The 26,324-nt window shown below is 34.5% G+C and carries 26 protein-coding genes; 23 read left to right on the top strand and 3 right to left on the bottom strand.

The genetic code is table 11. The annotated features are described in order from the left end of the window. A partial coding sequence (locus tag ACXJH6_RS02010) for a methylenetetrahydrofolate reductase (RefSeq protein ID WP_456470100.1) occupies window positions 1–885 on the bottom strand: 885 nt, incomplete at its 3' end. A gap of 57 nt (window positions 886–942) precedes the next feature. Here ACXJH6_RS02010 and ACXJH6_RS02005 point away from each other — a divergent pair. From ACXJH6_RS02005 to ACXJH6_RS01985, 5 genes are all read left to right on the top strand, one after another. Then, the gene (locus tag ACXJH6_RS02005; RefSeq protein WP_456470099.1) at window positions 943–1,506 is read left to right on the top strand and encodes an anthranilate synthase component II; all 564 of its coding nucleotides are present in this window, start codon (window positions 943–945) and stop codon (window positions 1,504–1,506) included. After that, a complete protein-coding gene (locus ACXJH6_RS02000) occupies window positions 1,503–2,651 on the top strand; it encodes a glycosyltransferase family protein (protein WP_456470098.1) in 1,149 nt (382 codons plus the stop codon). The genes ACXJH6_RS02005 and ACXJH6_RS02000 overlap by 4 nt, the downstream gene beginning before the upstream one ends. A gap of 86 nt (window positions 2,652–2,737) precedes the next feature. Continuing rightward, window positions 2,738–4,072 carry an ATP citrate lyase citrate-binding domain-containing protein gene (locus tag ACXJH6_RS01995; RefSeq protein ID WP_456470097.1) on the top strand — a complete coding sequence of 445 codons (1,335 nt, stop codon included), beginning with the start codon at window positions 2,738–2,740 and terminating at the stop codon, window positions 4,070–4,072. Further along, window positions 4,072–5,919: a citrate/2-methylcitrate synthase gene (locus ACXJH6_RS01990; protein WP_456470096.1), complete on the top strand. Its 1,848-nt coding sequence runs from the start codon at window positions 4,072–4,074 to the stop codon at window positions 5,917–5,919. The genes ACXJH6_RS01995 and ACXJH6_RS01990 overlap by 1 nt, the downstream gene beginning before the upstream one ends. A gap of 104 nt (window positions 5,920–6,023) precedes the next feature. Continuing rightward, window positions 6,024–6,653, top strand: a complete 630-nt coding sequence (locus ACXJH6_RS01985) for a hypothetical protein (RefSeq protein ID WP_456470095.1) — start codon at window positions 6,024–6,026, stop codon at window positions 6,651–6,653. A gap of 7 nt (window positions 6,654–6,660) precedes the next feature. On the opposite strand, the gene ACXJH6_RS01980 is transcribed toward ACXJH6_RS01985, so the two are convergent. Then, window positions 6,661–7,866, bottom strand: a complete 1,206-nt coding sequence (locus tag ACXJH6_RS01980) for an argininosuccinate synthase (RefSeq protein ID WP_456470094.1) — start codon at window positions 7,864–7,866, stop codon at window positions 6,661–6,663. 64 nt (window positions 7,867–7,930) lie between these two features. Between ACXJH6_RS01980 and ACXJH6_RS01975 the strand changes: the two genes are divergently transcribed. From ACXJH6_RS01975 to ACXJH6_RS01955, 5 genes are read left to right on the top strand one after another with little or no spacing between them, the layout of a single operon-like run. Further along, the gene (locus ACXJH6_RS01975; RefSeq protein WP_456470093.1) at window positions 7,931–8,332 is read left to right on the top strand and encodes a type II toxin-antitoxin system PemK/MazF family toxin; all 402 of its coding nucleotides are present in this window, start codon (window positions 7,931–7,933) and stop codon (window positions 8,330–8,332) included. A gap of 51 nt (window positions 8,333–8,383) precedes the next feature. Next, a complete protein-coding gene (locus ACXJH6_RS01970) occupies window positions 8,384–8,629 on the top strand; it encodes an RNA-binding S4 domain-containing protein (RefSeq protein WP_456470092.1) in 246 nt (81 codons plus the stop codon). After that, entirely contained in the window at window positions 8,629–10,353 is a 1,725-nt protein-coding gene (locus ACXJH6_RS01965; RefSeq protein ID WP_456470091.1) for a proline--tRNA ligase, read from the top strand. Before ACXJH6_RS01970 ends, ACXJH6_RS01965 begins: the two co-directional genes overlap by 1 nt. 9 nt (window positions 10,354–10,362) lie before the next feature. Further along, window positions 10,363–10,920, top strand: coding sequence for a Uma2 family endonuclease (locus ACXJH6_RS01960; protein ID WP_456470090.1), 558 nt, complete (start codon window positions 10,363–10,365; stop codon window positions 10,918–10,920). Further along, window positions 10,911–11,336: an FxsA family protein gene (locus ACXJH6_RS01955; protein WP_456470089.1), complete on the top strand. Its 426-nt coding sequence runs from the start codon at window positions 10,911–10,913 to the stop codon at window positions 11,334–11,336. Before ACXJH6_RS01960 ends, ACXJH6_RS01955 begins: the two co-directional genes overlap by 10 nt. A gap of 9 nt (window positions 11,337–11,345) precedes the next feature. Here ACXJH6_RS01955 and ACXJH6_RS01950 read toward each other — a convergent pair whose 3' ends face one another. After that, the gene (locus ACXJH6_RS01950) at window positions 11,346–12,353 is read right to left on the bottom strand and encodes an NAD(P)-binding domain-containing protein (RefSeq protein ID WP_456470088.1); all 1,008 of its coding nucleotides are present in this window, start codon (window positions 12,351–12,353) and stop codon (window positions 11,346–11,348) included. 131 nt (window positions 12,354–12,484) lie between these two features. Here ACXJH6_RS01950 and ACXJH6_RS01945 point away from each other — a divergent pair, with 131 nt between their 5' ends. The 13 genes from ACXJH6_RS01945 (at window position 12,485) to ACXJH6_RS01885 (ending at window position 26,307) form a co-directional block, all read left to right on the top strand. Beyond that, the gene (locus ACXJH6_RS01945) at window positions 12,485–13,720 is read left to right on the top strand and encodes a glutamate-5-semialdehyde dehydrogenase (protein ID WP_456470087.1); all 1,236 of its coding nucleotides are present in this window, start codon (window positions 12,485–12,487) and stop codon (window positions 13,718–13,720) included. A 1-nt stretch (window position 13,721) separates the two neighbouring features. Further along, window positions 13,722–14,648, top strand: a complete 927-nt coding sequence (locus ACXJH6_RS01940) for a Ppx/GppA phosphatase family protein (RefSeq protein ID WP_456470086.1) — start codon at window positions 13,722–13,724, stop codon at window positions 14,646–14,648. Then, on the top strand, window positions 14,645–16,342 hold the full coding sequence (locus ACXJH6_RS01935) for an acetolactate synthase large subunit (RefSeq protein WP_456470085.1): 1,698 nt from the start codon (window positions 14,645–14,647) through the stop codon (window positions 16,340–16,342). The genes ACXJH6_RS01940 and ACXJH6_RS01935 overlap by 4 nt, the downstream gene beginning before the upstream one ends. After that, complete coding sequence (ilvN, locus tag ACXJH6_RS01930; protein WP_456470084.1) at window positions 16,339–16,812, top strand: acetolactate synthase small subunit; 474 nt, start codon at window positions 16,339–16,341, stop codon at window positions 16,810–16,812. The genes ACXJH6_RS01935 and ilvN overlap by 4 nt, the downstream gene beginning before the upstream one ends. Further along, window positions 16,802–17,611 (top strand): RpnC/YadD family protein, encoded by an 810-nt coding sequence (locus ACXJH6_RS01925; RefSeq protein WP_456470083.1) that lies wholly within the window; start codon window positions 16,802–16,804, stop codon window positions 17,609–17,611. Before ilvN ends, ACXJH6_RS01925 begins: the two co-directional genes overlap by 11 nt. Further along, complete coding sequence (gene lpxD / locus ACXJH6_RS01920; RefSeq protein ID WP_456470082.1) at window positions 17,601–18,551, top strand: UDP-3-O-(3-hydroxymyristoyl)glucosamine N-acyltransferase; 951 nt, start codon at window positions 17,601–17,603, stop codon at window positions 18,549–18,551. Before ACXJH6_RS01925 ends, lpxD begins: the two co-directional genes overlap by 11 nt. Before the next feature lie 69 nt (window positions 18,552–18,620). After that, window positions 18,621–19,790 (top strand): cysteine desulfurase family protein, encoded by a 1,170-nt coding sequence (locus ACXJH6_RS01915; protein WP_456470081.1) that lies wholly within the window; start codon window positions 18,621–18,623, stop codon window positions 19,788–19,790. An 11-nt stretch (window positions 19,791–19,801) separates the two neighbouring features. Next, window positions 19,802–20,767 (top strand): iron-sulfur cluster assembly scaffold protein, encoded by a 966-nt coding sequence (locus ACXJH6_RS01910; RefSeq protein ID WP_456470080.1) that lies wholly within the window; start codon window positions 19,802–19,804, stop codon window positions 20,765–20,767. A 245-nt stretch (window positions 20,768–21,012) separates the two neighbouring features. Then, window positions 21,013–22,923: an EAL domain-containing protein gene (locus ACXJH6_RS01905; RefSeq protein WP_456470079.1), complete on the top strand. Its 1,911-nt coding sequence runs from the start codon at window positions 21,013–21,015 to the stop codon at window positions 22,921–22,923. Between the two features lie 43 nt (window positions 22,924–22,966). Then, a complete protein-coding gene (locus ACXJH6_RS01900) occupies window positions 22,967–23,581 on the top strand; it encodes a plasminogen-binding N-terminal domain-containing protein (RefSeq protein WP_456470078.1) in 615 nt (204 codons plus the stop codon). 1 nt (window position 23,582) lies between these two features. After that, entirely contained in the window at window positions 23,583–24,965 is a 1,383-nt protein-coding gene (locus ACXJH6_RS01895) for an FAD-binding oxidoreductase (RefSeq protein ID WP_456470077.1), read from the top strand. Beyond that, on the top strand, window positions 24,962–25,720 hold the full coding sequence (gene xth, locus ACXJH6_RS01890; RefSeq protein WP_456470076.1) for an exodeoxyribonuclease III: 759 nt from the start codon (window positions 24,962–24,964) through the stop codon (window positions 25,718–25,720). The genes ACXJH6_RS01895 and xth overlap by 4 nt, the downstream gene beginning before the upstream one ends. 8 nt (window positions 25,721–25,728) lie before the next feature. Beyond that, entirely contained in the window at window positions 25,729–26,307 is a 579-nt protein-coding gene (locus ACXJH6_RS01885) for a DedA family protein (RefSeq protein ID WP_456470075.1), read from the top strand. Window positions 26,308–26,324: the final 17 nt, after the last annotated feature.

The following is a 26,324-nucleotide window of genomic DNA, read 5'->3' as shown; positions in this document are numbered from 1 at the left end:
GACTATTTCAAATCTGTTTGCGGTCATTATATGAATTTTAGGATGTTTTTTTAAAAGTTTGTTAAAAATAGTTTTACTCAGTTCCAATCCTACTTTATATTCTTCATTCTGAGATATTTTATGGGCTTTAATTAGTTTTTCTATCCAGTTATCCGGTACATATATTCCTGGAACATGTGAATGTAAAAACTGTGCAGTTTTAAGTTTTGTAATAGGGAAAAATCCGAAAATGATTTCAAATTCTTTTCTTTCATCATTAAATTCTTTTCTTATTTTATCTCGTATTTCAAGCATTTTATCTACTATTTCCATATCGTAAACGGGTTGGGTTATAATGGCGGATGCGTAGTTTTTTACTTTTTTATACATTTTTTTTTCTATGGTAGAAAAATTTCTGGCGTATGAGTTGGTAACAGCAAAAGGGATGATTGGTTTTGGTTTTATTTTAAATTCTTTACCGCTGTAATCCATTCCGTTGTTAAAAGCCCTTATAATTTCAAGTAGCAAAATACTGCTTCCTTCCACTACTCCTTTGGTGTTGGGTTGGTCGCTCATTTTTGCAGGGTCTCCTGTTAAAGCTAGAATATTGGTAATATTTAAATCATTTGCTCCAAGTAAATCGCTTTGAAGTGCTATTTTGTTTCTATCCCTCATACTCATAGTGGCAATTACCGGTTTATTGAATTTTTGTTGAATTCTGTATGCCGCAATAATAGAGTTGTATTTTAATTTGCTTAAAGGGCAGTCGGTTGTGGAAAATCCGTCTACATATTTATAAGCTTTGCTTTTTTCCAGTTTTTCCAGCATAGGGTCTAATGTAGGAAGTTTAGGAGGTGTTGTTTCTAAGGTTATTAACCTGTCTTTTAGTTTTTCTTTAAGGTTCATTGTCTAAATTCCCTTTTTGTTGAAATTTTAATATAATTTTTAAAAAAAAGGCAGTTAATGATTTTAATGATAGATAATTATGACAGTTTTACATATAATATCGTTCAATATTGCCTGGAACTCGGAGCTAATTTAAAAGTTATAAGAAATGACGAATTAAGTGTGGAAGAAATTAAAAAGTTAAATCCCGAAAAAATTATTATCTCTCCCGGTCCTTCTACTCCAAAAGAGGCCGGTGTAAGTGTTGACGTGATTAAAAGAGTGCAAAAGCCCATTCTTGGCGTCTGTCTTGGGCATCAGTCTATAGCTTACGCTTTTGGAGGAGAAATTATAAGAGCAAAAAATCTTATGCATGGAAAAACAAGTAAAATAGAAGTTACTTTAAAAGACGATATTTTTAAAGATTTGCCTAAGGAGTTTCGAGTTACGCGTTATCATTCTTTAGTGGTAAATCCCGATAATCTGCCTAAAAATATTATTCCTACTTCTTTTAGTCTGGATGATGGAGAGATTATGTCTTTAAGAGTAAAAGACAAACCCATTTACGGAGTTCAGTTTCATCCCGAATCGATTATGAGCGAGTATGGTAAAGAGATAATAGATAATTTTTTAAAGTTATGAGAATTTTTCTTCTTCTCTTTTTTTATTACTCTTTTTTGTTATGGTATGGAATAGAGTTTTTATCTTTTTCAATAGTTGAAGTTAAAAGTATTCAGTATTTTTGGCCGCTTAAATATATTTTACATTTTTCTTTTTCTTTATTTGGACATAATGATTTTGCTTTAAGGTTTCCTCAGATTGTAATAAGTTTTTTAAGTTCGGTTTTGTTTTTAAAAATTTCTGAAGATTATTTTGAAAAAAGAAGTGATATTTTTTTTAATCTTGTAATTTTTTTGCTTATTCCCGGCTTTATTATTTCTTCTCTTATAGTAAATAAATCTATTTATCTTATTTTTTGTACTCTTTTGTTTATCTATTTTTATAAGCATTACAGATTTTTTTCTTATCTTCTTCTTATTCTGTATGTTTTTTTGGATTACAGTTTTATTTCTCTTTATTTTGCTCTTGTTTTCTTTGCCATTTATAAAAAAGACACTAAATTTTTATTTTTTGTCCTTATTTTGCTTGCTGTAAACGCAAATTTCTTTGATTACAGGATAACAGGGAAACCAAGAGGCTATTTTTTAGATGTTTTAGGAACTTATATTCTTATATTTTCTCCTTTTGTTTTTATTTATTTTTTGTATACCCTTTATAAAGGTTTTTTTTTCAGAAAAGATATAATTTTTTTTATTTCTGTGTTTTCTTTTTTTCTTTCTATTTTACTTTCGTTCAGACAACGGATAAAAATAGATGATTTTGCTCCGTATGTGTTGCCTTATGTAATTTTTATGGTTAAAATTTTTTTGAGTTCTTATAGAGTAAGGCTTCCGGTTTTTAGAAAATGGTATAGAATTTTGTTTGTTTTTCTTTTCACTACTCTTGTAATATTTGATATAGCTCTTTTTTTGAACAGATATACCCCTGCAAGGGGACTTAGTGGAAGTTTCTATTTTATTAGGCCTCTTAGCAGTAAGCTTAAACAAAAAAGAATTGATAATGTAAAATGTAATAACGAATATTTTTGTGGGGCATTATATTTTTACGGTTTGAAAAAAGGAAATAAGTATTATCTTTTTTATGAAAAAAAGAAAAATTTAGTTTCGATTTTTCACAATAAAAAGAAAATTTATGAAATAGATGTTTCAAAACTAAACATTTTGTAAAAAAATTTTTTATATTACGGGAATAACTTCTTAATCATTTAAGTAATAATGCTACAATTTTTAAAATTAAAATTTAAGGAGTATTAATGGCTCAAAAACCGATACGCGAATATGACGGAAAAAGACTTTTTAAAGAAAACTGGGAAAATTATTTCAGCGGATTGAATTATCCGTTTGAAAGTGTTTTGGTAAAAAGCGGAGAAGAATTGAGAGGGTTGGCAAAAAAACCGGAATATAAATGGCTAAATGAAAAATCTCTTGTAGCAAAACCTGATATGCTTTTTGGTAAAAGAGGTAAAAACAATCTGGTACTTTTCAAAGTAAATAAACCGGGAGACGTTACTTTAGAAGATGCGGCAAAATGGATTGATGAAAAAAGAAGTCACGATGTAACGCTTCTTAGCGGACAAAAAGGGAAACTGACTCATTTTATTGTTGAGCCTTTTACACCGCACAGTGAAGAGGAAGAGTATTATATTGCTGCAACTACGCTTGATGAAAATTATGATGTTTTATATATGTCTGCTCACGGCGGTATGGAGGTTGAAGAAAACTGGGATAAAGTTACTGAAGTTAAAATTCCAGTTGATATGGATGATGCAAATATAGAACATCTTATAAGAGCAAACGTGCCAGCAGATATTCCTGAAGAAAACAAAGAAAGATTTATTACATTTGCAGAGCAGTTTTATAAATTTTTCAGAGATTTAAATTTTGCATATCTTGAAATTAACCCTCTTGTAATTCAGGGGAATAATGTTTATTTACTTGATTTGGTTGCAAGACTTGACGATACTGCCGGATTTATGATGAAAGATAAATGGGGTGATATTGAATTCCCGACTCCATTTGGAATGCCTGAAAAATCTCCGGAAGAAAAAGCCATTGCAGAAGCTGATGCTAAAAGCGGTGCTTCATTAAAGCTTACAATTTTAAATCCTATGGGAAGAATCTGGACGCTAGTAGCGGGTGGAGGTGCTTCTGTTGTATATGCCGATACAATTGCCGATATGGCCGGAGGAGTTGCGGAACTTGCAAATTACGGTGAATATTCAGGTGGTCCTACAACCGATGAGACAAGATTTTATGCTGAAACAGTACTTGACTTAATGACCAGGGATAAAGACCCTCAAGGCAGAGATAAAATATTAATTATCGGTGGGGCGATTGCCAACTTCACAGATGTTGCTAAAACATTTAAAGGTATTATTCAGGCATTTGAAAAATACGCTGATAAAATGAAAGACGTAGGTGTTAGAATTTATGTTAGACGTGGTGGTCCAAACTATGAAAAAGGTCTTAAAGATATCAAAGAAGCAGCGGAAAAACTCGGGCTTCCAATTAAAGTGTACGGACCTGAAACTCATATTACAGATATTGTAAGAATGGCACTAGAAGATGATAAAAAAGGAGAGCAATAATGGCTAACGAATTATTTACAAGGGATACACAAGCGATTTTCTGGAACAACAATAAATCAGCAATCCAAAGAATGCTTGATTATGATTATATTATTAAAAGAGAAAAACCATCAGTGGCGGCTATTGTAGCACCTACAAGCTCAGCTAAATTTGAGAAGTTTTTCTTTGGAACAGATGAAGTTATGATTCCAATTTATAGAAATACGGCAGATGCTGTAAAAAATCATCCTAATGCCGATGTATTACTTAACTTTGCATCATTTAGAACAGCTTATGACGTAACAAATGAAGCTCTTGATATGGACCAGTTCAGAGTAATTATGATTACTGCTGAGGGTATTCCTGAAAGACTTGCAAGACTTATGAATAAAAAAGCAAGACAAAAAGGCGTTACAATTATCGGTCCTGCTACTGTCGGTGCTATTGCTCCAGGAGCGTTTAAAGTAGCAAACATCGGTGGTACAATAGAAAATATCGTAAAATCTAAACTTCACAGAGCCGGAAGTGCGGGACTTGTTACAAGAAGCGGAGGGCTTTTTAACGAACTTAGCAACATTATTGCTCTTAACGCCGACGGAATTGCTGAAGGTGTTGCTATCGGTGGTGACAGATTTGTAGGTTCTACATTTATCGACCATATGCTTAGAATGGAAAAAAATCCAAAAGTAAAATATATGATTTTACTTGGAGAAGTTGGTGGTAGAGAAGAATATAAAATCATCGAAGCCATTAAAGAAGGTAAAATCACTAAACCAGTTATCGGATGGTGTATCGGTACTATTGCCAAACACTTCTCAAGCGGTGTTCAATTCGGTCACGCGGGTGCTAGTGCAAATGCTGACGAAGAAACTGCTGAAGCTAAAAATAGGGCCATGAAAGAGGCAGGTATTCATGTACCTGATAACTTTAACGATTTACCTCATGTAATTAGAGGTGTTTATGAGCAATTAAAAGGTGAGGGGGTTATTCAAGATATTGAAGAGCCAGAAGTGCCTCCTATGCCAGAAGATTACAGTAAAGCCCTCGCAGCTGGAAAAATCAGAAAACCAAGAAACTTCGTATGTACTATTTCTGATGACAGAGGAGAAGAAGCTGTATATGCCGGTATTCCAATTAGCCAAGTTGCAACTCCCGATACTGGGTATAGCATTGGTGATGTTATTACACTTCTTTGGTTCAAAAAAAGATATCCGAAATGGGCTACAGATTTTATTGAAACTGTTATTAAAACAGTTGCTGACCATGGTCCTGCCGTATCAGGTGCCCATAACGCTAAAGTTACGGCAAGAGCTGGAAAAAGCGTAGTTGAATCTCTTGTAACTGGTCTTCTTACAATCGGTCCAAGATTCGGTGGTGCGATTGACGGTGCCGCTAAATATTTTAAATATGCGCATGACAATGGAATGAGCCCAAAAGAATTTTTAGCATATATGAAAAAACAGGGTATTCCAATTCCAGGTATTGGACATAGAATTAAATCTGTAAGAAATCCTGATAAAAGAGTTGAAGGACTTAAAAAATATGCAAAAGAATTTTTCCCGGCAACTCCGCTGCTTGATTATGCTTTAGAAGTGGAAAAAGAGACAACGGCTAAAAAAGAAAATTTAATTTTAAATGTTGATGGTACTATCGGTATCTTAATGGTTGATATGTGGAGAGCGTTAGGATATACTGAGAAAGAAATCGAAGAATTTATCGAAAGCGGTACTCTTAACGCATTCTTTATTTTAGGAAGAAGTATCGGGTTTATCGGACATATTCTTGATGAAAAAAGACTTGGAATGCCAATGTACAGACATCCTTGGGATGACATTCTTTATCAAGTTGATAAAGCGGAAGAACTTTAATCAAACGTTTTCTTCCTTCTTTTACCCTTCTTGAGCTTATTATAGTAATCGTTATTATTTCTATTTTAATCGTATCTGTTTCTTTTAGAAAAATAAATGCTTCTTTGGATATTGCAGCAAATCAGGTTATAAGAGATTTGAAAATTACCCAGCTTTTGGCTTTAAGCGAGGATATGTACGCTCCTTTTCCAAAGGACTCTTCTCAAAAAGAGATTGATAGAAGTAAATACTGGTTTAAACAGAGGTGGCAGTTTAAATTTGCGACGGATAAAGAAAACGGGATTAAACATATTATTTATTACGTATTTAGCGATAAACCGGCTAAAAGAAGCGCTAACTTTGACAGGCAGGTTATTAAAGGCTCTTTAAAACATGAACTCGCAAAAGATTTTGAGGGGAATTATATTTATGGCGGGGATACTTATATTTATAAAAGAAGTGAAATGAGAAACGTAAAATATGATTTAACTCAAAAATACGGTATTAAACGGGTAGAAATGCTTTCTTCTTATGGCAGAAAAAAAGACGGTTATATAAAAATTCTGTTTGATAATTTTGGAAAAGTGTTTTTATATGAGGGAAAAAGAGGAGATGGAAAAGATTATAATCCTATTGACAGAAAGTTATTAACTTCCGATGCAAAAATCAGACTTTGTAAAGATACAGAATGTATGGAGTGTATTCAAATAAATTTAACTCCTTTGGGATATCTTTATAAAAGCGGTTGCAAATAAGAGGAAATTATTTATCCTTTCCTCTTACATATCCTTCGATAATAAATCTAAGAGCATTAAGTTTAATGAAACCTTCGGCATCTTTTTGATTATATACGCTGTCTTCTTCAAAAGTAGCAAATTCCGGACTGAATAGAGATTTTGGAGATTTTCTTCCAACCACCTGAACATTTCCTTTATATAATTTTAGTCTAACAGTACCTTCTACGTTTTCTTGAGTGTTGTTTATAAGTTTTTGAAGAGCTTCTCTTTCAGGTGAAAACCAAAATCCGTTATAAATAAGCTCTGCATATTTAGGCATTATTTCATCTTTTAGGTGAGCTTCACCTTTATCAAGTGTAATGCTTTCAATTGCTCTGTGGGCTTTTAAAAGAATAGTGCCTCCAGGAGTTTCATAACATCCGCGGGATTTCATACCTACGAATCTGTTTTCTACAATATCAACTCTTCCAATACCATGTTTTTTTCCGTATTCGTTTAGCGTTTCAAGAATTTTTGCGGGTGTCATTGCACTGCCGTTAATTGCTACCGCATCGCCTTTTTTAAATTCAATTTCAATATATTCCGGTTTATCCGGTGCTTTTTCAGGGGAATTTGTCCATCTCCACATATCCTCTTCCGGTTCAGCCCAAGGGTCTTCTAAAATGCCGCCTTCGTATGAAATATGAAGAAGGTTTGCATCCATTGAATATGGCGATTTTTTTCCGTGTTTTTGAATAGGAATTCCGTGTTTTTCGGCATATGCAAGGAGTTTTTCCCTTGAATTTAAATCCCACTCCCTCCAAGGAGCTATAACTTTAATATCAGGTTTTAGTGCATAATAAGCAAGCTCAAATCTTACCTGGTCGTTACCTTTTCCGGTAGCTCCGTGTGCTACGGCTTCAGCTCCAACCTGTTTTGCAATTTCAATTTGTCTTTTTGCAATTAACGGTCTTGCGATTGAAGTCCCAAGAAGATATTCGCCTTCATAAATAGCGTTTGCCCTAAACATAGGAAAGACATAATCTCTAACAAATTCTTCTCTTAAGTCTTCAATAAAAATATTTTCGGGTTTTACGCCAAGTTTCAATGCTTTTTCTCTTGCTTCTTCTACTTCTTCGCCCTGACCGATGTCTGCCGTGAATGTTACAACTTCTGCATTATATTTATCTTGAAGCCATTTTAAAATAACACTTGTGTCAAGTCCGCCAGAATATGCTAAAACTACTTTCATTTCTATCCTTTTTGATGAAATTATAATATGTTTTGATATAATTTAGCAAAAAAGAAAGGACAGCTTGGATAATTTTGGCAGATGGTGTAAAATAAAGAAAAATTTAACAAAAAGAAAAGCGCCGAATTTCAATGAGCGCGATGTTTTTATGTGTTATCTTGGAAAAAATATAGGACATGAAGAAAGCGGTGATGAAAGAGGTGAAAAACCTGAATTTTTAAGAGCGATATTGGTACTTAAAAAATTTAATAACGAATATTTTCTTGGGCTTCCTCTTACCAGAAAATGTAGAGAAGGAAAGTTTTATTATAATTTTGAGTTTGATGGGGAAAAATCAACGGTGCTTTTATCCCAGATAAGAGGACTTGATTCAAAACGCCTTAAATACAGAATGGGGCGTGTCAGCAGAAGCGAATTTAAAAAGATAAAGTTAAAGCTTGGAGAATTAATCGGCTTTACCCCATAAGGGGAGCGCACTGAGGCGATTGTTTGAAATTATAACATATAAAGGTTAAAAGTGAGAATTGATAAGTTTTTAAATGCTGTAAACATAGTAAAACGCCGCTCAATTGCGGATGAAATGTGTAAAGAAGGCGTGGTTTTTATAAACGGCAAAAAAGCAAAACCGGCTAAAGACGTGAAAGTGGGAGACATAATAGAAATTCACTATTTAAACGGAATTAAAAAATATGAAGTGTTAAAAATACCGGAAACAAAAACGATTCCAAAAAGTAAAAAAGCAGAATACGTAAAGGAGATTTGATGAGATGGAGTAGATTTTTTGCATATACATTAAAAGAAGCACCAAAAGACGCTGTAGTTGCTAGTCATAAATATTTAGTAAGAGGCGGATATATTAAACAGGTGGCGGCAGGAATATATGATTTTGCGCCTCTTGGAAAAATGGTGCTTGATAACATAAGAAACATTATAAAAGAAGAGATGGATAAAGCCGGAGCGCAGGAAGTAATGCTAAGTTTCGTTACACCTTATGAACTTTGGGAAGAGACAGGAAGGGCTAAAAAATACGGGGATGAGCTTCTTAGAATTGAAGACAGAAAAGGGCAAAAATTTGTGCTCTCTCCTACAAATGAAGAAAGCGTGGTAGATTTGGTAAGAGGCACAATTAAAAGCTATAAACAGTTGCCGGTTAATTTATATCAAATCAATTTAAAATTCAGAGACGAAGCAAGACCAAGATTCGGGCTCCTTAGAGGCCGCGAATTTATTATGAAAGACGCATACTCTTTCCATGCTACAAGAGAGGATTTGGATAGAGAATTTAATCTTATGCAAGAAACTTATGAAAATATTTTTAAAAAAATGGGGCTTGATTTTAGGGTTGTTGAGGCTGACAGTGGTGCCATTGGTGGAAGTGGCAGCCGAGAATTTATGGTGCTTGCAGATACGGGAGAAGATGATATTGTGGTATGTAGCGAATGTAACTATGCGGCGAATATCGAGGTAGCCACAAGAAAACATGAAAAAAGAGAAAACCCGGTAAAAACGGAGGTAATCGAAGAAGTTTATACACCTGATAAAAAGTCAATTGAAGAAGTGTGTGAATTTTTAGGAATTGACCCGTATTTCAGCGTAAAAGCCGTGGCTAAAAAGGCTGTTTTTGATGACGGAAAAGAAGAAATTGTAGTATTTTTCGTAAGAGGCACTGACAGCTTAGAAGAGACAAAAGCCAAAAACGCAATCGGAGCTCTTGAGCTTGTGGACGCAAGCGAAGAAGAACTTGAAAGTGCCGGACTTGTGCCGGGATTTATAGGGCCTTTTGGACTTCCAAGCAATGTAAAATATGTGATTGATGATGATTTAAGAATGGCAGAAGAGCTTGTATGCGGTGCTAATAAAAAAGATTATCATATAAAAGGTGCGGGGCTTCTTGATGCGAATCTGCTTGGAAACCTGACAGTTTACAGGGATATTGCGGCTGTAAAAGAAGGGGATAAGTGTCCAAAATGCGGAGCTCCTCTTAAAATAACGAAAGGTATTGAAGTTGGGCATATCTTTAAACTCGGCACCGTTTATTCCGAGCCTATGAACTCTACGTTTTTGGATGAAAACGGAAAAGCGAAGCCTTTTATTATGGGATGTTACGGAATTGGGGTAAGTCGCCTTATAGCCGCGGCAATAGAACAAAACCACGATGATAAAGGTATTATCTGGCCAAAAGAGATAGCTCCTTTTGTTGTTGATATCATAGTAGGAGATGTTAAAAAAGAAGAGCAGTTAAGTTTTGCAGAAGAACTTTACGAAAAATTAAACGCTGCTGGTGTAAAAACCATTCTTGATGACAGGGCTGAGAGATTCGGTCCAAAAATTGCCGATTTTGAGCTTGTCGGATTTCCTGTGGGTGTGATTGTAGGTAAGAAGCTAAAAGACGGCAAAGTGGAAGTTAGGAATAGAAAAACGGGAGAGAAGTTTGAGGTAGATAAAGATATGGTTCTTGAAAAAATAATGGAGACAATTAACCGCTAAAGGAAAAAAATGTATGTTGAAACTTATACGTATGAGGATTATAAAAAATGGGAAGGGGATTGGGAACTGATTGACGGAGTGCCTCTTGCTATGGCACCAAGCCCCGTTGGTATTCATCAGATATTAAGCGGTATGTTTTATAAACTTTTAGAAGAGATTGTAGAAGAGTGCGATGAGTGTTTTGTTATGATTGAAGAGGATTATATCGTTGATGAAGAGACTGTATTAAAACCCAATGTTGCGGTTGTATGCAGGGAAGATATCTATTCGTTTATAAAAAACACCCCAAAAGCGATAGCGGAGGTTATTTCACCTTCTACTATTAAAAGGGACGAGCATGTTAAATTTGAAATTTATGAAAAAGAAGGGGTTGAGTGGCTGTTTTTGGTATATCCGAATATTTTAAAAGTAAAAGCTTATCATTTGGAAAACGGAAAATATAAAAAAGTAGGCGATTTTACGGAAGGTAAACTTAAAGTTAAAATAGATGAATGTGAAGGGGAACTTGATTTTGACAAGCTGTTTAGAAAAATAAAAAAATATTTAAAGAGAAAACAATGGGACTGATTTATTTTTTGACGTATCTTTTTTTAGAAATACTTTTTAGTTATGAATTTGCAAATGTTTTTACGCCTTTTGGGCTTTTTCTGGAAGTGTTGGTAACTGCGGGAATAGGAGTTTATATTATAAGAAACCTCCATTTTTCTTTAGCTGTTGAAATGCAGAGGGTTATTAAAAGAGAAATCAGCGAAGAAGAGTTTGTTACAAGCGGGTTATTTAGATTAATAGGCGCTTTTTTACTTATAATTCCAGGTGTTTTTAGTGATATTCTGGGAATTCTATTTTTAACGGAGCCGTTTGCCAGATGGGTTGCAAAAAAGCTGTTTCCTTCTAAAAATTTTCATACATATCGGTATACAAAACAAAATGACGATGATATAATAGATGTGGAAATAGTAGAAATAATTGAAGATAAAAAATAAAAAAAGGGGTTATTTCCCCATTTTTTTAGCTATATCGTTAACTGCTCTATAAGCATGGTTAAATGCTAAAGCTATACTTCCCTGGCTTGTTACAACATCACCGATTGTATAAAGTCCCGGAACGTTTGTTTCCATTGTTTCTTCATTATATTCAGGCTCACCCCATTCATTAAGGTTAATTCCACAGTTTTTAAGGAAATCTACAGGACTTGTCCCACCAAGCGCATAAACAATTCTATCAAAAATTTCTTCAGTTCCGTCTTTATAAACTACTTTTACTCTTGGAGGCGTTACATCGTCATTTTCGACAGGTTCAACGTGGTCAATATCTACTCCAAGTCTTGAGTGGATTTTACCTTCTTTTATGTATCTCTCAACAATTTCTTTATTTGTAGGGTTCATTCTCACAATTTCAGGTCTTCTGTAGTTTAATGTTACATCACATCCGATATCCATATCAACAAGTCCGTATGCGTATTCTCCGGCTGTATCCCCACCGCCGACTACAAGAACTTTTTCACCAGGTTGAACTTTATCAAGGTTGAAATTTAGTCTCGGTCTGATTTTTGGAGGGAATTTATATCCAGGTTTGTTTGGTTTACCCATTCTACCGATTGCTACAATTACATTTTTTGCTTGAATTACGCCAAGCTCATTATCAGCTCCGATTTCAAAAATTCCGTCACTGTTTTTTTCAACTCCATAAACGTGATGATTGTATTTAAATTTGTCAGCAATGCCGGCATCTTGGATTTTTTTCTCCATTTGTTCAAGATATTCTTCTTTTGAACACTCTTCAAAAGTTACGTTACCTTCAAATTCGAATTTTTTTCCCTGCCAGTTTTTATCAATTCTTTTTCCAGGTTTATAGAATTTTCTAATTATATCAGAGTGATTATCCGCTTTTTCTAAAACTAATATTTTTTCTATTCCTTTTAAGTTTGCCTCAATGGCACTTGCTATTCCCCCAGGTCCAGCACCGATTATAACGATATCAAAAACTTTATCTAAGCTCATAAAGGCTCCTTTTTTATTTGAATTATATCTTAGATTGAAAAAGATATGTTACGATTTGTATAAATAAGAGATTAAAATAGTGAAAAAATGTAACACATAAATGTTATAATTTTAGAAAAAAAGGGGAAATTATGGAAGAGATTTTAAAAAGCGTAAAAGAGGCAAGTCGTGTAGCCGCTACATTAAATGGAAGAGTTAAAAGAAAACTTTTAAACGAAATGGCCGATAGGATTGAAAAATATCAAAATCAAATTATAGAGGCAAATAAAAAAGACCTTGAATATGCAAAAGAAGCGAATTTATCAAATGCTTTAATTGACAGACTTTTACTTAATGAAAAAAGAATAAAAGCTATGGCGGAGTCTTTAAGGGATATTGCCAAATTAAAAGACCCGGTGGGAAGAGTGATTGACGGATGGAAAATAGACAACGGTCTTGAAATTCAAAAGGTAAAAATTCCAATCGGGGTTATCGGTATTATTTATGAAAGCCGCCCAAACGTTACAAGCGATGCGGCAGGGCTTTGTTTAATGAGCGGTAATGCGTGCATCCTTAAAGGAGGAAAAGAAGCGTTTCATTCAAATGCCGTAATTATTGAAATATTAAGATGGGTTCTTGAAAAAAATAAACTTCCAGTTGATATGATTACACTTCTTCCCGATTACAGCAGAAGCGGGGTTGAATGGCTTATAAAACAGGATAAATATGTAGATTTAATTATTCCAAGAGGAGGGGAAGGGTTAATTAAATTTGTAAGCGAAAACGCAAAAGTCCCTGTAGTAAAACATGATAAAGGTTTGTGTCACGTTTATATCCATGAAGACGCGGACCTAAAAAAAGGAGCGAAAATCGCATTTAACGCAAAAGTTCAGCGCCCCGGAGTTTGTAATGCAATGGAGACACTGCTTGTGGACAGAAAAATAGCGGGTGAATTTTTGCCTGTAATTAAAGAGATGATGGAGAGTGAAGGGGTTGAGCTTAGAGGATGTGATATTACGCTTGAATATATCGATATAAAACCTGCAACCGAAGAAGACTGGCATACTGAATATCTTGACAAAATTCTTTCAATCAGGGTTGTGGATAATTTTGATGACGCGATTGAACATATAGAAAAATACGGCTCAGGTCACAGTGACGCTATAGTTACAGAAAATTATAAAGCTGCAGAAGAATTTTTAAACAGAGTTGACAGTGCGTGTGTTTATGTAAACGCTTCAACAAGATTTACAGACGGTGGAGTTTTCGGGTTTGGAGCTGAGGTTGGAATTTCTACGAACAAACTTCATGCAAGAGGTCCTATGGGAATTGATGATTTAACGACCTACAAATATAAAATTTTAGGTGACGGACAGGTAAGGGAGTAGTATGATAGCAATTGATTTAGGAAGCAATACGATAAGAGTAGTTAAATGGGACTGTGAAGAAAATAAAAAAGTTGTAGAATTTGAAAAAATTATAAAAACGGCCGATAAACTGGTTGAAACTAAAAAGATTTCTTCTGAGGCAGTTGAGAGGATAATTAAAGCGATAAATGAAGCAAAAGAGAAAATCGGTTTTGATGATAAGATTATAGCGGTAGCTACCGAAGCTTTAAGAGCGGCAAAAAATAAAGATGAGGTAATTAAAAAAATAAAAGAAGCCACTGGGGTTGAGTTTAAAATAATTTCTTCTCAGGAAGAAGCTAAATATGTAGCGTTAGCTGTTGAAAACTGTTTGGAAAAATGCGGTTATGATTCTAGAAATTTCTTTTTGGTGGATATCGGCGGGGGGAGTACCGAGCTTATTTTAAAACATAAAAATGACCTGGTTTCAAAAAGTTATAAAATAGGGATAGTTACTCTTACTCAAAAATACAAAACGCCAGAGGCTATAAAAATCGCCGTAAAAAAAGAGGTGGCTAAATTTAAAGATTTTATAGATTTTGTATTTAACGCTTATAAAAAGCCAAAAATCTTTACGGCAAGCAGCGGAACCCCTACAACTATTGCGGCTTTAAAAAAAGGAATGAATTATAAAACATACGACCCTGAGAAAATAAACGGGACTGTTATAACTCCAGAAGATTTGGATTACTGGATGGAAAAACTTTTGAAAATGGAAATGAAAAAAAGGGAAGAGTTGGTAGGAGTTGGCAGGGGGGATTTGATTGTCAGCGGTATAATGATTTTTAAAGAGATTTTTAAAATTACCAAATATAAAGAGTGTATTGTTTGTGATGACGGGGTTAGAGAAGGGGTTGCTATTGAAGGGTGTAAAATTGGTTATAATTCCAGTAAAAAAGGCGATATATGAAATTAACAGGCGCTCAGATAGTAATTGAAAGTTTAATTAAAGAGAATGTGGAAGTGGTGTTTGGATATCCGGGCGGGGCTATTATGAACGTTTATGATGAAATATATAAGCAGGATAAGTTTAAGCATATCCTTACAAAACATGAACAAGGTGCCGTTCATATGGCGGACGGATACGCAAGGGCTACCGGAAAAGTCGGGGTTGCAATGGTTACAAGCGGTCCGGGGCTTACAAATGCCGTAACGGGAATTGCCACTGCTTATACCGATTCAATTCCTTTAGTGGTAATATCAGGACAGGTGCCGACTTTTGCAATTGGTACGGATGCTTTTCAGGAAGTGGACGCTGTGGGAGTTACAAGACCTATTACAAAACATAACTTTTTGGTAAAAAATGTAAATGATTTGGCATATATCATAAAAGAAGCGTTTTATTTGGCACGTTCGGGCCGTCCGGGACCCGTTCATATAGATATTCCAAAAGATGTAACGGTAGCAAAAGCAAAATTTGAATATCCGGAAAAAATCGAACTGATTACTTATAAGCCGACATATAAAGGTAATAAAAGAGCTATTAAAAGAGCGGTTGAAGCTATTAAAAAAGCAAAAAGACCGGTATTTTACATCGGCGGGGGAAGCGTAATAAGCGGGGCTTATGAGCTTATAAGGGAGATTGTAAAATTTACAAAAATTCCTTCTGTTGAAACACTTATGGCAAGAGGTGTTTTAAGACATGACTGTCCTTATCTTCTTGGAATGGTAGGAATGCACGGAAGTTATGCGGCAAATATGGCTATGAATGACGCCGATTTGATTATCTCTCTTGGGGCAAGGTTTGATGACAGGGTTACGGGTAAAATCGATGAATTTGCAAAAAACGCCGACATAGTCCATATAGATATCGACCCTAGCCAGATAGGAAAAGTCGTTCCTACTAAATACCCGATAGTTGGTGATGTCAAAATGGTTCTTGAAGATATGATGCCTCTATTGCTTGAAGAGATTGATTCAAACAGATATGAGGAGTGGAGAGAAATTTTAAACAGATACCAGGAACTTTATCCTTTAACTTATAACGATTCTGATGAGGTGATAAAACCTCAGTGGGTTATTGAAAAAACAGGGGAACTTGCACCTGAAAATGCCGTAATTTCCACAGATGTCGGTCAGCATCAGATGTGGACGGCGCAGTTTTATCCGTTTACGTATCCAAGACAGCTTTTAACAAGCGGTGGGCTTGGGACTATGGGATTTGGGTTTCCTGCAGCCCTTGGAGCAAAAGAAGGAAAAAAAGATAGAGTGGTTATAAACTTTACGGGCGATGGAAGCATTATGATGAATATTCAGGAAGTTTTGACAGGATACAGATATAAACTGCCTGTAATTAATATTATATTAAACAATAACTATCTTGGAATGGTAAGGCAGTGGCAGACAATGTTTTATGATGACAGATTATCTGAAACGGACCTCAGCGACGTTCAGCCGGACTTTGTAAAACTTGCCGAAAGTATGGGGGGAGTTGGATACAGAGTAAAAACAAAAGATGAATTTGAAAAAGCGTTTAACGATGCGTTAAATTCAGGAAAAGTTGCGTTTATCGACGTTCAGGTAGACAGACGCGAAGACGTACTTCCAATGGTGCCTCCAAACAGTCCTTTAAAAAATATGCTTGTATTTAAGGAAGACAAATGAAAAGAATAATCAGCGTAATAGTTGAAAACGAACACGGGGTTTTGGCAAGAGTGGTTAATATGTTTGCCGCAAGAGGTTATAATATTACATCCCTTACAGTTGCTCCCATTCCAAACAGCGAATTTAGTAGAATGACGATTATGAGTGAAGGCGACCCTAAAATTTTTGAACAGATTGTAAAACAGCTTTATAAACTAATTCCGGTGTATAAAGTAATTGAGAGCGATGATTTTATCGAAAAAGAGATGGCGATGGTTAAATTTTCTCTAAAAGATGTTACCGATAACCTTGCCGATATTGACGCGCTTGCTAGGTGTTATAACGGACATATCTCAAATGTAAATGATAAAAGCGTTGTAGTTAGCGTTGTTGACAGACCTAACAGAATTGATAATTTTTTAAAAGCAATGCAAACTAAATTTAAAAACCTTGAGATTGTAAGAAGCGGGGTTAGTGTAATTGAAAGGTAGTTATGACAAAACATTAAGAGAAATTTTTTCGGAAGTTCCTGTAAATCTTATAAAACTTTTAACCAACCAGGAAATAAAAAGGCCGCTTAATCCCTCTTTTCCTTCCGTAAAAGAAAGAATAGCTGATTTTTTAGTTGAACTTCAAAACGGAGATATTTTTCATTTAGAAATTCAATCGATTAATGATAAGACTATGCCAAGAAGAATGCTTTTTTATGCTCTTTTAATTGAAGAGAAATATAAAAAGTTTCCTATTCAAGTCGTTTTATATGTGGGAAATGAAAAATTAAAAATGCAAAACTTTTATAAAAGAAAAAATATAAGTTATAGATATGAAATTTTTGATATCCAAAGTTTGGACTGTAAGTATTTAATAGAGAGTGAAAGTATAGAAGACAATTTAATATCGATTTTGTGTAATATTAATGATGAAGTTAGTTTGCTTAACAGGATAACTTCGCGTCTTTTATCGTTACCTGATAAAAAAAGATTGGATTATTTAAAAAAGCTTTTTATTCTTGCAAGATTAAGGCCAAAAGTGTATAATAAATTAGAAGAGTTTTATAAGGAGCAGAAAATGCCTATAGTATTAGACCCGAAAACAGACCCTTTATATAAAAAAGGATGGAATGAGGCTTGGAGTGAAGCCTGGAGTGAGGCCTGGAGTGAGGCTGAAAAAAGGACAAAAATACAGGATGCGATAGTGATAATTAAAAAATTTAATATTCCTGTTGAAAAAGTTGCTAAAGAGTTTGGTTTACAAGAAGAAGAAATTAAAAAGGCTCTTAATGAAACTTAGTGAAATATGTAAAATCTTAGAAATAGAATGTGGTTTAAAAGAAGATAAAGAAATTACAGGGATTAATACGCTTCAAGACGCAAACGAAAGAGAAATAAGTTTTTTGGAAAACCCTAAGTATGCAAAGTTTTTAAAAGATACTAAAGCGGGAGCTGTTTTAATAAGAAAAGAGGATGCTTCAAAACTTTCGCATAAAACAGTTGCCCTTATTACGGATGAGCCGTATTTGAAACTTGCTTTACTTACAAAATATTTTGTTAAAGAACCCTGGGTTGATGGTGGATATCAAGCGGCTTTTAGTGCCAAAATTGATTCTAGCGCAAGAATAGCAAAAGGTGTAAAAATAGGAAAAAACGTAACAATAATGCCTCACGTTAGTATTGGTCCCGATGTGGAAATAGAAGAAGGAAGCGTTATATATCCGAATGTTACAATTTACAGAGACACAAAAATAGGAAAAAATGTAAAAATTCACGCAGGTAGCGTAATAGGAAGCGACGGTTTTGGATATGCGCATACAAAAACTGGAGAACATATTAAAATTTATCATTTAGGCCGTGTTGTAATTGAAGATGATGTGGAAATTGGGGCAAACACTACGGTTGACAGAGCCGTATTTGGAGAAACAAGAATTAAAAAAGGCTCAAAAATAGATAATTTGGTCCAAATCGGGCATAACTGCGAAATAGGGGAATATTCTATTTTAGTTTCACAAGTTGGACTTTCCGGCTCTACAAAACTTGGCAGAAACGTGGTAATGGGAGGTCAGGCCGCAACTGCCGGACATCTTGAAATAGCTCCGTTTACCACTATAGCCGCAAGAGGTGGCGTTACTAAAACAATAAAAGAGCCGGGAGTTTACAGCGGATTTCCTCTTATGCCTCATAAAATGTGGCTAAAACTTCAAGCACTTTTACAAAAACTTCTTAAAAAAACTTAATTTCTTGATATAAATCAAATTTTTTTTTCTTTTTTTCAGTAAAATAGGTAAAACTTAGAAGGAGAATAAATGGTTTATCTCGATAATAATTCGACTACGCCTATGGATGATGAAGTAAAAGAAGTATATTGTGAGGCTACAAAATATTTTGGAAATATTAATGTAATTTATGATTTAGGAATTGAAGCCAGAAAAAAACTAAATGAAGCTTATGATATTTTATATCCGGGAATCGGAGCGGCGGAGGAAGATGATATAATAATAACTTCTTCTACAACCGAAGGTAATAATACAGTTATAAAAGCATTTCTTGATTTATATTTAAAAGGCAGCGGTAAAAAACATATAATAACTACTATTGCCGAGCATTCTTCAATAAAAGCCACCTGTGCTTATACTAAAACTTTCGGAATGGAGGTAACATATCTGCCTACCGATGAAAACGGAAGAGTAAATCCAAAAGATGTTGAAAACGCAATAAGAGAAGATACAGCCCTTATAAGCGTGCTTTTTGCTTCAAACGAAAGCGGTGCTATTCAGCCTATAAAAGAGATTGCCAAAATTGCACAAAAATACAATATTCCTTTTCACAGCGACGGTGCTCAGGCGATTGGAAAGGCTAAGGTTAACGTAAGAGATTTGGGAGTCGATTATTTTACATTCAGTGCTCATAAGTTTCACGGACCAAAAGGAGTGGGAGCTTTATACGTAAAAGAGGGAGCCCCTTTTGTAAATCTTATTCACGGCGGTAACCAGATGGGCGGTAAAAGAGGAGGAAGCGTATATTTAAACGGAATTATCGCTATGGCGGAAGCTTTGAAGTTGGCAAACGCTTATCTTGATGAAATGTATGGCAGAGTTGCTAAACTTAGGGATAAATTGGAAGATGCTATTTTAAAAATCCCTGATACCAAAACGTATGTTGATAAAAAATACCGCCTGCCAAATACGGTTGTGGCTTCTTTTAAAGGAATAGAAGGTGAGGCGATGTTATGGGATTTGAATGTGCATAAGATATATGCCGCTACGGGGAGCAGTTGCAGCAGTGAAAGATTAGAGGGCAGTGAAGTGCTTGAAGCATTAGGGGAAGACCCGGAAATTGCTCATACCGGAATTATTTTTTCTCTTAGCCGATTTACAACCGAAGAAGAGATAGATTATGTTATAGAAATTTTGCCTAAAATTGTTGAAAGGCTCAGAAGCATTTCAATGACATATGCAAAAGTAAAACCGCAATAAAAGGAGAAGTAATGGGAAGAGGTGATTTAATAACAGGGAATGTGTGGGAGCAGTATTCAAATAAAGTAATTGAAAGAATGAATAATCCCAAATTTTTAGGAGAATTTACAGAAGAAGATGCTAAAAAAAGAAATGCCAAACTTGTTGTGGCGGATTTTGGAAGCGAAGCATGCGGTGATGCCGTAAGACTTTACTGGCTGGTTGACCCGAAAACCGATAAAATAATAGATGCAAGGTTTAAAAGTTTCGGATGCGGGACGGCAATTGCTTCAAGTGATGTTATGACAGAACTGACAATAGGAAAAACGGTAGATGAAGCTATGAAAGTTACAAATCTTGATGTAGAAAAAGCCCTTAGAGACGAACCTGATAAACCGGCATTTCCTCCTCAAAAGATGCACTGTAGCGTTATGGCTTATGATGTTATTATGGAAGCGGCGGCGAAATATAAAGGAAAAGACGTAAAAGATTTAAAAGATGACGAAATTGTGTGTGAGTGTGCAAGGGTTACGAGAAAAGAGATAGAAGATATTGTCAGAAAATACAATGTAAAAACGGTTGAAGAGCTTCAAAAATACACCGATGCAGGGAAATACTGCAAAAGCTGCGTAGCTCCGGGTGGTCATGAAGAAAGAGACGTATATCTTGTGGATATTATAAGAGAAGTTCAAGAACAGATGAAAAAAGAAAAACTAAACGAAGCCGCTACAGCAGAAGATTTTGAAAAAATGAGTCTGATTAAAAAGATAAAAGCGATAGAAGAGTTTTTGGATAAAAAAATAAAACCTATGCTTGCAATGGATGGGGGAAGTCTTGAGCTTGTGGATATTAGAGAAGAAGACGGTATTACCAAAGTATATGTAAAATATCTTGGAGCCTGTGCTACGTGTGCGAGCGGGGCTGTGACTCTTTATGCAATAGAAGAAGAGATGAAAAAGCACTTCAATACCGATAAGATAAAAATAGAACAGGTCTGATTAACAAATAAACACTTTTTCTACCCCCCCCTTTTGGCTTTGTATATTTCATTGACATTGGTCATTGACTTTTTTTAATTCTTCTTATACAATTGTAAATACTGATTAAATAAAGTAAAGAATTTGCTCTATTGTTGAATACGTTTAGTCAGTCAGTTATAAAAAAAGGAGTTGTTATGTTCTTTAAAAAAGATAATACGGAAGTTGAAGTTTTAAAAGAGAAAAATATGGGATAGGACGGAAAAATGAAATTGGAAAAACTTTTAATTAAAAAACTGTTAGAAGATGAAATAGTTAAAAACTCTTTTAAAGATGTTGATTTAAAAAAAGTTGCTGAGATTATTGAAGAGTATTTATCAACCGATACAATAGACGAAAAAGTGTGTTATGAATTTTATAAAAAAATAAATCTTCCTTATTCGATTGTTTACCGCGCTTTTGGGCTTGTAAAAACCGATATTAAAGATGAAAAGATTAAAAGCAAACTTGACACTCTTTTAAATATCACAGCCAAGGTTTATATTAAAAAAGAGATTTTGTCTTTAAAAGAGTTGCTGCTTGAAAAGCAAAAGCACGATTTTTTGCTTTTTCAGGCTCATAATAAATGGATTGATAAAATAGTAAATGCAGTTAAATATGATAAAATAGACGAATACCCTCTGGTTGATAGTAAACACTGTAAATTTAAAGAATATTTGGCTTATCTTGAGTCTTTAATGATATGTCTGGATGTTAATTTATGCGTTTATATTCATGATTTGCACAATCTTATTCATATGCTTTCAAACTCTTTTTATGTCTTTTATAAAAGAGGTTATTATGCGGAGTCTTATTTTGTGTTTAAGGATTTAAAAGAGCAGATTTTAAAATTCTATAACACTCTTAACGAGCTTTATATTTCTACTTTTGCCAATATAGAGAAAAGTTTTTTTGATTTAATAGAAATTTTAGTTAAAAGTAAAACGCTTTATGTAGGGGTAATAGATTTAAAAAATTTAAAAACTTTAAATAAGCTTATTAATGAAAATGTTGTTACTCAGGCTAAAAAGGAGCTTTTTAAACGGCTTAAATCCAGATATAAGAATAAAAAAGATTTTTTAATTATAGAAGGGTCTAGCAACGATTTTTATTTTTTGGCAAAAGATATAGATTTAAAAGAGTTTGAAAAAGAGATAAAAGATATTTATGATATTATTAATTCCGAAATAATAATAAATGATGAGAAGGTTGTTTTTGACGCGTTAATTTTAGGAATTATACTTGATAAGTTTTCTCAGATAAAAGTTAAAGATTTGATAAATTATTTTTCCTATTTAAAGAAAATAGCTAGAAACAGCGGTAGAAATATTGTTATAAACAATAAGGAAAATCATTTAGAACAGTGGTTAAAAGAGCAGATAAATATAGATTATATAAGAAAAAAAATTGAAAATAAAGAAATAGACGTTGTGTTTCAACCTATTTTTGAATCGGCAAACAAAAAGATTTTTTCGTTAGAAGCGCTTGGCAGGATAGTCGAACAAGATAAATTAATTCCTGCCGGAATGTTTATAGACCATATTTATTCAATGGGGAAAATAAGCGAATTTGATACGGTAGTTTTGGAAAAAGTATTGGAAAAAGAAGAACTTGTTAAACAAGTTACCAACAGAGTTTTTTTAAATATATCTTTTGAAGCTTTAAAAGATGAAAATTATATTAAAAAGCTGACACAGGTGATTGATTTTTTAGATATAGATATTGTTTTAGAACTTACCGAACAGCGTTTTGTGGAAAACCTGGAGCTTATTGAGAAAATCCATAAAGAAAATAAGACTTACTTTGCCGTAGACGATTTTGGAAGCGGTTATTCTTCCATATTGCTGGTAATTAATCTGCTTAGAAAAAATATGATAAGGGTTTTAAAAATAGACGGTACGCTAATTAAGAATGTTAAAGACGATGAGTTTTTAAAAAAAGCCGTAAAAATTATTGCCGGATTTAGAGAAGAATTTAATTTACATCTGGTAGCCGAGTTTGTAGAAGATGAAGATACGGTTGAAATTTTAAAAGAAATAGGAGTTGATTTACTTCAGGGATATTATCTTTCTATGCCAAAGACGATTGAGGAGCTTTTGGTTGAAAAAGAGGAGAGACTAAAAGAGATTATTGATTGAGACCACCGTTTATTTGATATAATTTTATCAAAAAGGTCTGTTAATGAGGATATTTTTTGTACTGTTTGTAGGAGTGTTATTATTTGGGGCAGAAGTTAAGCTTACCAAAGTTTACGGTAAAAGCGGAGATATAAGCGTATTTGTCAAAAAAGGGGTAAGCGGGATAGTTTTATGTCCTTATATGAACGAAAAAATAATATGTGCAAGGGCTGTTTCGTTTGGTAAAAAGGTCTCTTTTTATCCGGTGGATGATTTTCAAAACGATGCTTACGCTCTTCCTGTGGTGTTTCCAAAGGCGGGAGATGAAATTGTTTTTGCAAAAGATTATGACAGAATTTTAATTATAGCTCCAAATCAGGAAGTATATCTTAAAGTAAAAGAGCTGTATAAAAATGCTACCGTTGTTTCGCCGGATGTTTTTGCGGCGTTTTTGGACGGGGAAGTAGAAAAGAGTGATTTTATTGACTTTTCCAAAAAGATGAATATAGGAAGAATTATTTTTGTTTTAGATAAAATATACGAAGTTGATTCTTTCAGTTTTTATGCCATAAAAACGAAAAAAACGCCTATAACCGCACATTATAAAAGAGCGTTTTTTACATATTTCAAAAATTTTGATATAGAACCTGTAGATTATAAACGTTTTATAAAGGATTAACATGATAGACGCTAAACATATAAAAGCTTTAAAAAATATTGTAGGCGAAGATGATATTAAAACGGATAAAATCCATTTAAGGGCGTATTCATACGACGCCACAAAAGAGCATTACTATCCCGATGCAGTTGTATTTCCAAAAGACGAAGAAGAAGTTAGCAAAATTTTAAAATATTGCAACGACAATAAAATAGCAGTAATTCCAAGAGGGGCTGGAAGCGGATTTACCGGAGGGGCTTTACCGGTAAACGGCGGGATTGTTTTAGCTGTTGAGAAGTATATGAATAAAATATTGGAAATTGATGAAAAAGATATGGTGGCTGTTGTCCAGCCGGGAGTTATTAACGCCCATTTGCAAAAAGAAGTTGAAAAAAAGGGGCTTTTTTATCCGCCCGACCCTGCGAGTATGGATTATTCAACAATCGGTGGAAACGTCAGTGAAAACGCAGGGGGTATGAGAGCGGCAAAATACGGAATTACAAAAGATTATGTTATGAGTTTAAAAGCGGTCCTTCCAAACGGAGATATAATTAGAGCTGGAAAAAGAACAATAAAAGACGTAGCGGGGTATAATGTCGCCGGGATTTTGGTAGCAAGCGAAGGGACGTTGGCTGTTATTACGGAAATCACTCTAAAACTTCTTCCAAAACCGCGTCTTAAAAAGACCTATATGGGAATTTTTGAAAATGTTGAGGATGCCATGAACGCCGTTTATAAATCTCTTTCATCCGGGGCTATGCCTGTTGCTATGGAGTTTATGGATTCGCTTGTGGTAAAAGCCTTAAGGGAAAAACTTGGGGTAAATTTGCCTGAGTGGGCGGGGGCTCTTTTGATAGGAGACGTTGACGGAAACGTCGAAGAAGAGATAAATTATCAGCTTGGAATTCTTGAAAAAAGTTTTAAAAAAAACGGATGTAAAGAGTTTAAAATAGCACGCGATGAAAAAGAGGCAAACGAAATCTGGTATGCCAGAAGAAACGCAAGTCAGTCAATAACAATTTACGGAAGTAAAAAAATAAACGAAGATATTTCGGTGCCAAGAAGCAAACTTCCTGAGGCTCTTAGGGTAATTACAGAAATCGGTAAAAAATATAATTTGGTTGTGCCGTGTTTTGGTCATGCCGGAGATGGAAACATTCATGTAAACGTAATGGTAAACGGCAATGACCCTAAGGAAGTCGAAAAAGGGTATAAAGCCGTAGAAGAGATATTTAAAGCTGTTGTGGATATGGGGGGGACATTAAGCGGAGAGCATGGAATAGGGCTTAGCAAGGCTCCTTTTATGAAAATAGCTTTTAGCGAGGCTGAACTTAACCTGTTTAGAAGAATAAAAGAGGCTTTTGACCCTAACGGAATTTTAAATCCCGGAAAAATGGGACTATGAAAGTTTGTACGTTTAATGTAAATTCCATAAGAAGCAGGCTTGAAATTGTTCAAAGTCTTGTAAATGAATATAATATAGATGTTTTATGTTTGCAGGAGATAAAGGTTGAAAATGAAAAATTTCCTGTAATTGACGGAAATTTTGAGTGTGTTGTCCATGGACAAAAAAGGCTTCACGGGGTTGCCACCTGCTCAAAATACCCTATAGATGAATTTCAAAAAGGGTTTGATGGAGAACTTAACGAGCCGAGGTTTGTTTATACATTTGTAAACGGAGTTCATATTATCAATATTTATGCTCCTCTTGGGGATAACTACGGGGAGAGGTTTGAGTATAAAATGTATTTTTACGATAAGCTTTTTGAGTGGCTTAAAAGGTTTGATTTAAGTAAAGACAAAGTTTTGATATGTGGAGATTTTAACATATCCCATACCGAGCTTGATGTTTGGGATGAGGTTATTTGGGAGGGGGAAGTAACGCATCTCCCCGAAGAAAAAGCTATTATGTCTAAATTTTTGGATATAGGGTTTATCGATATAATAAGAAAAGTATATCCAAACGAAAAAGTTTTTACATTTTATGATTATAGAGGGGCGGCCGTGTATAAAAACGAAGGTTTAAGACTTGATTATATTTTGGTTACAAAGCCTCTTTTTGAAAAGTTCAGAAATATAGAAATATTGACATCCGTTAGAAGAAAAAGAAAACCCACTCCTTCAGACCATGTTCCTGTTATAGCGGAATTTGATTTATAGGTTATTAAATGCTTGAGCATATAATAGATGTTTTGGTTAATTTTGCAAATTCTATAGGATATATAGGAGTTTATTTTTATATGCTTTTGGTAGGTACGTTTATTCCGGTGCCAAGCGAACTTGTTTTGCTGCCTGCAGGATACCTTGCCGCAAAAGGGGAAAAAAATCTTTTGCTTTTGTGGTTTAGCGGGGCGTTGGGCAGTTTAAGCGGGGCGTTAATTAATTATTTTTTGGCAAAATGGATAGTAAACAGATTTTTAAAAGACAAGCCCGTTATTAAAAAAGTTACTAAATTTTGGAAAGAACATGGAAAAATTTCGGCTTTTTTAGCTCCCTTAACTCCTGGTCTTGGACAGTATATCTCTATTCCGGCGGGGCTTTCCCATATGCCTCTTCGCTGGTTTATTCCTCTGACTTTTTCGGCAAATCTTATATGGGTTGGATTTATGCTGATGATAGGATATATTTTCGGGGCTGGAGAGTCAGCCCATAAAGAGGTTGCGTATGGAAGCCTTGTTTTGCTTGGAGGGGTTATTGTAATAGCCTCTTTATACGTATTTAGGGAAATGAAAAAAACTAATAAGTAGAAACTATTTTATCTTTT

This window comes from Caminibacter sp. (assembly GCF_053999135.1).
Note: the sequence above shows the minus strand (reverse complement) of the source record. Positions and strands in the feature narration are given on the sequence as shown.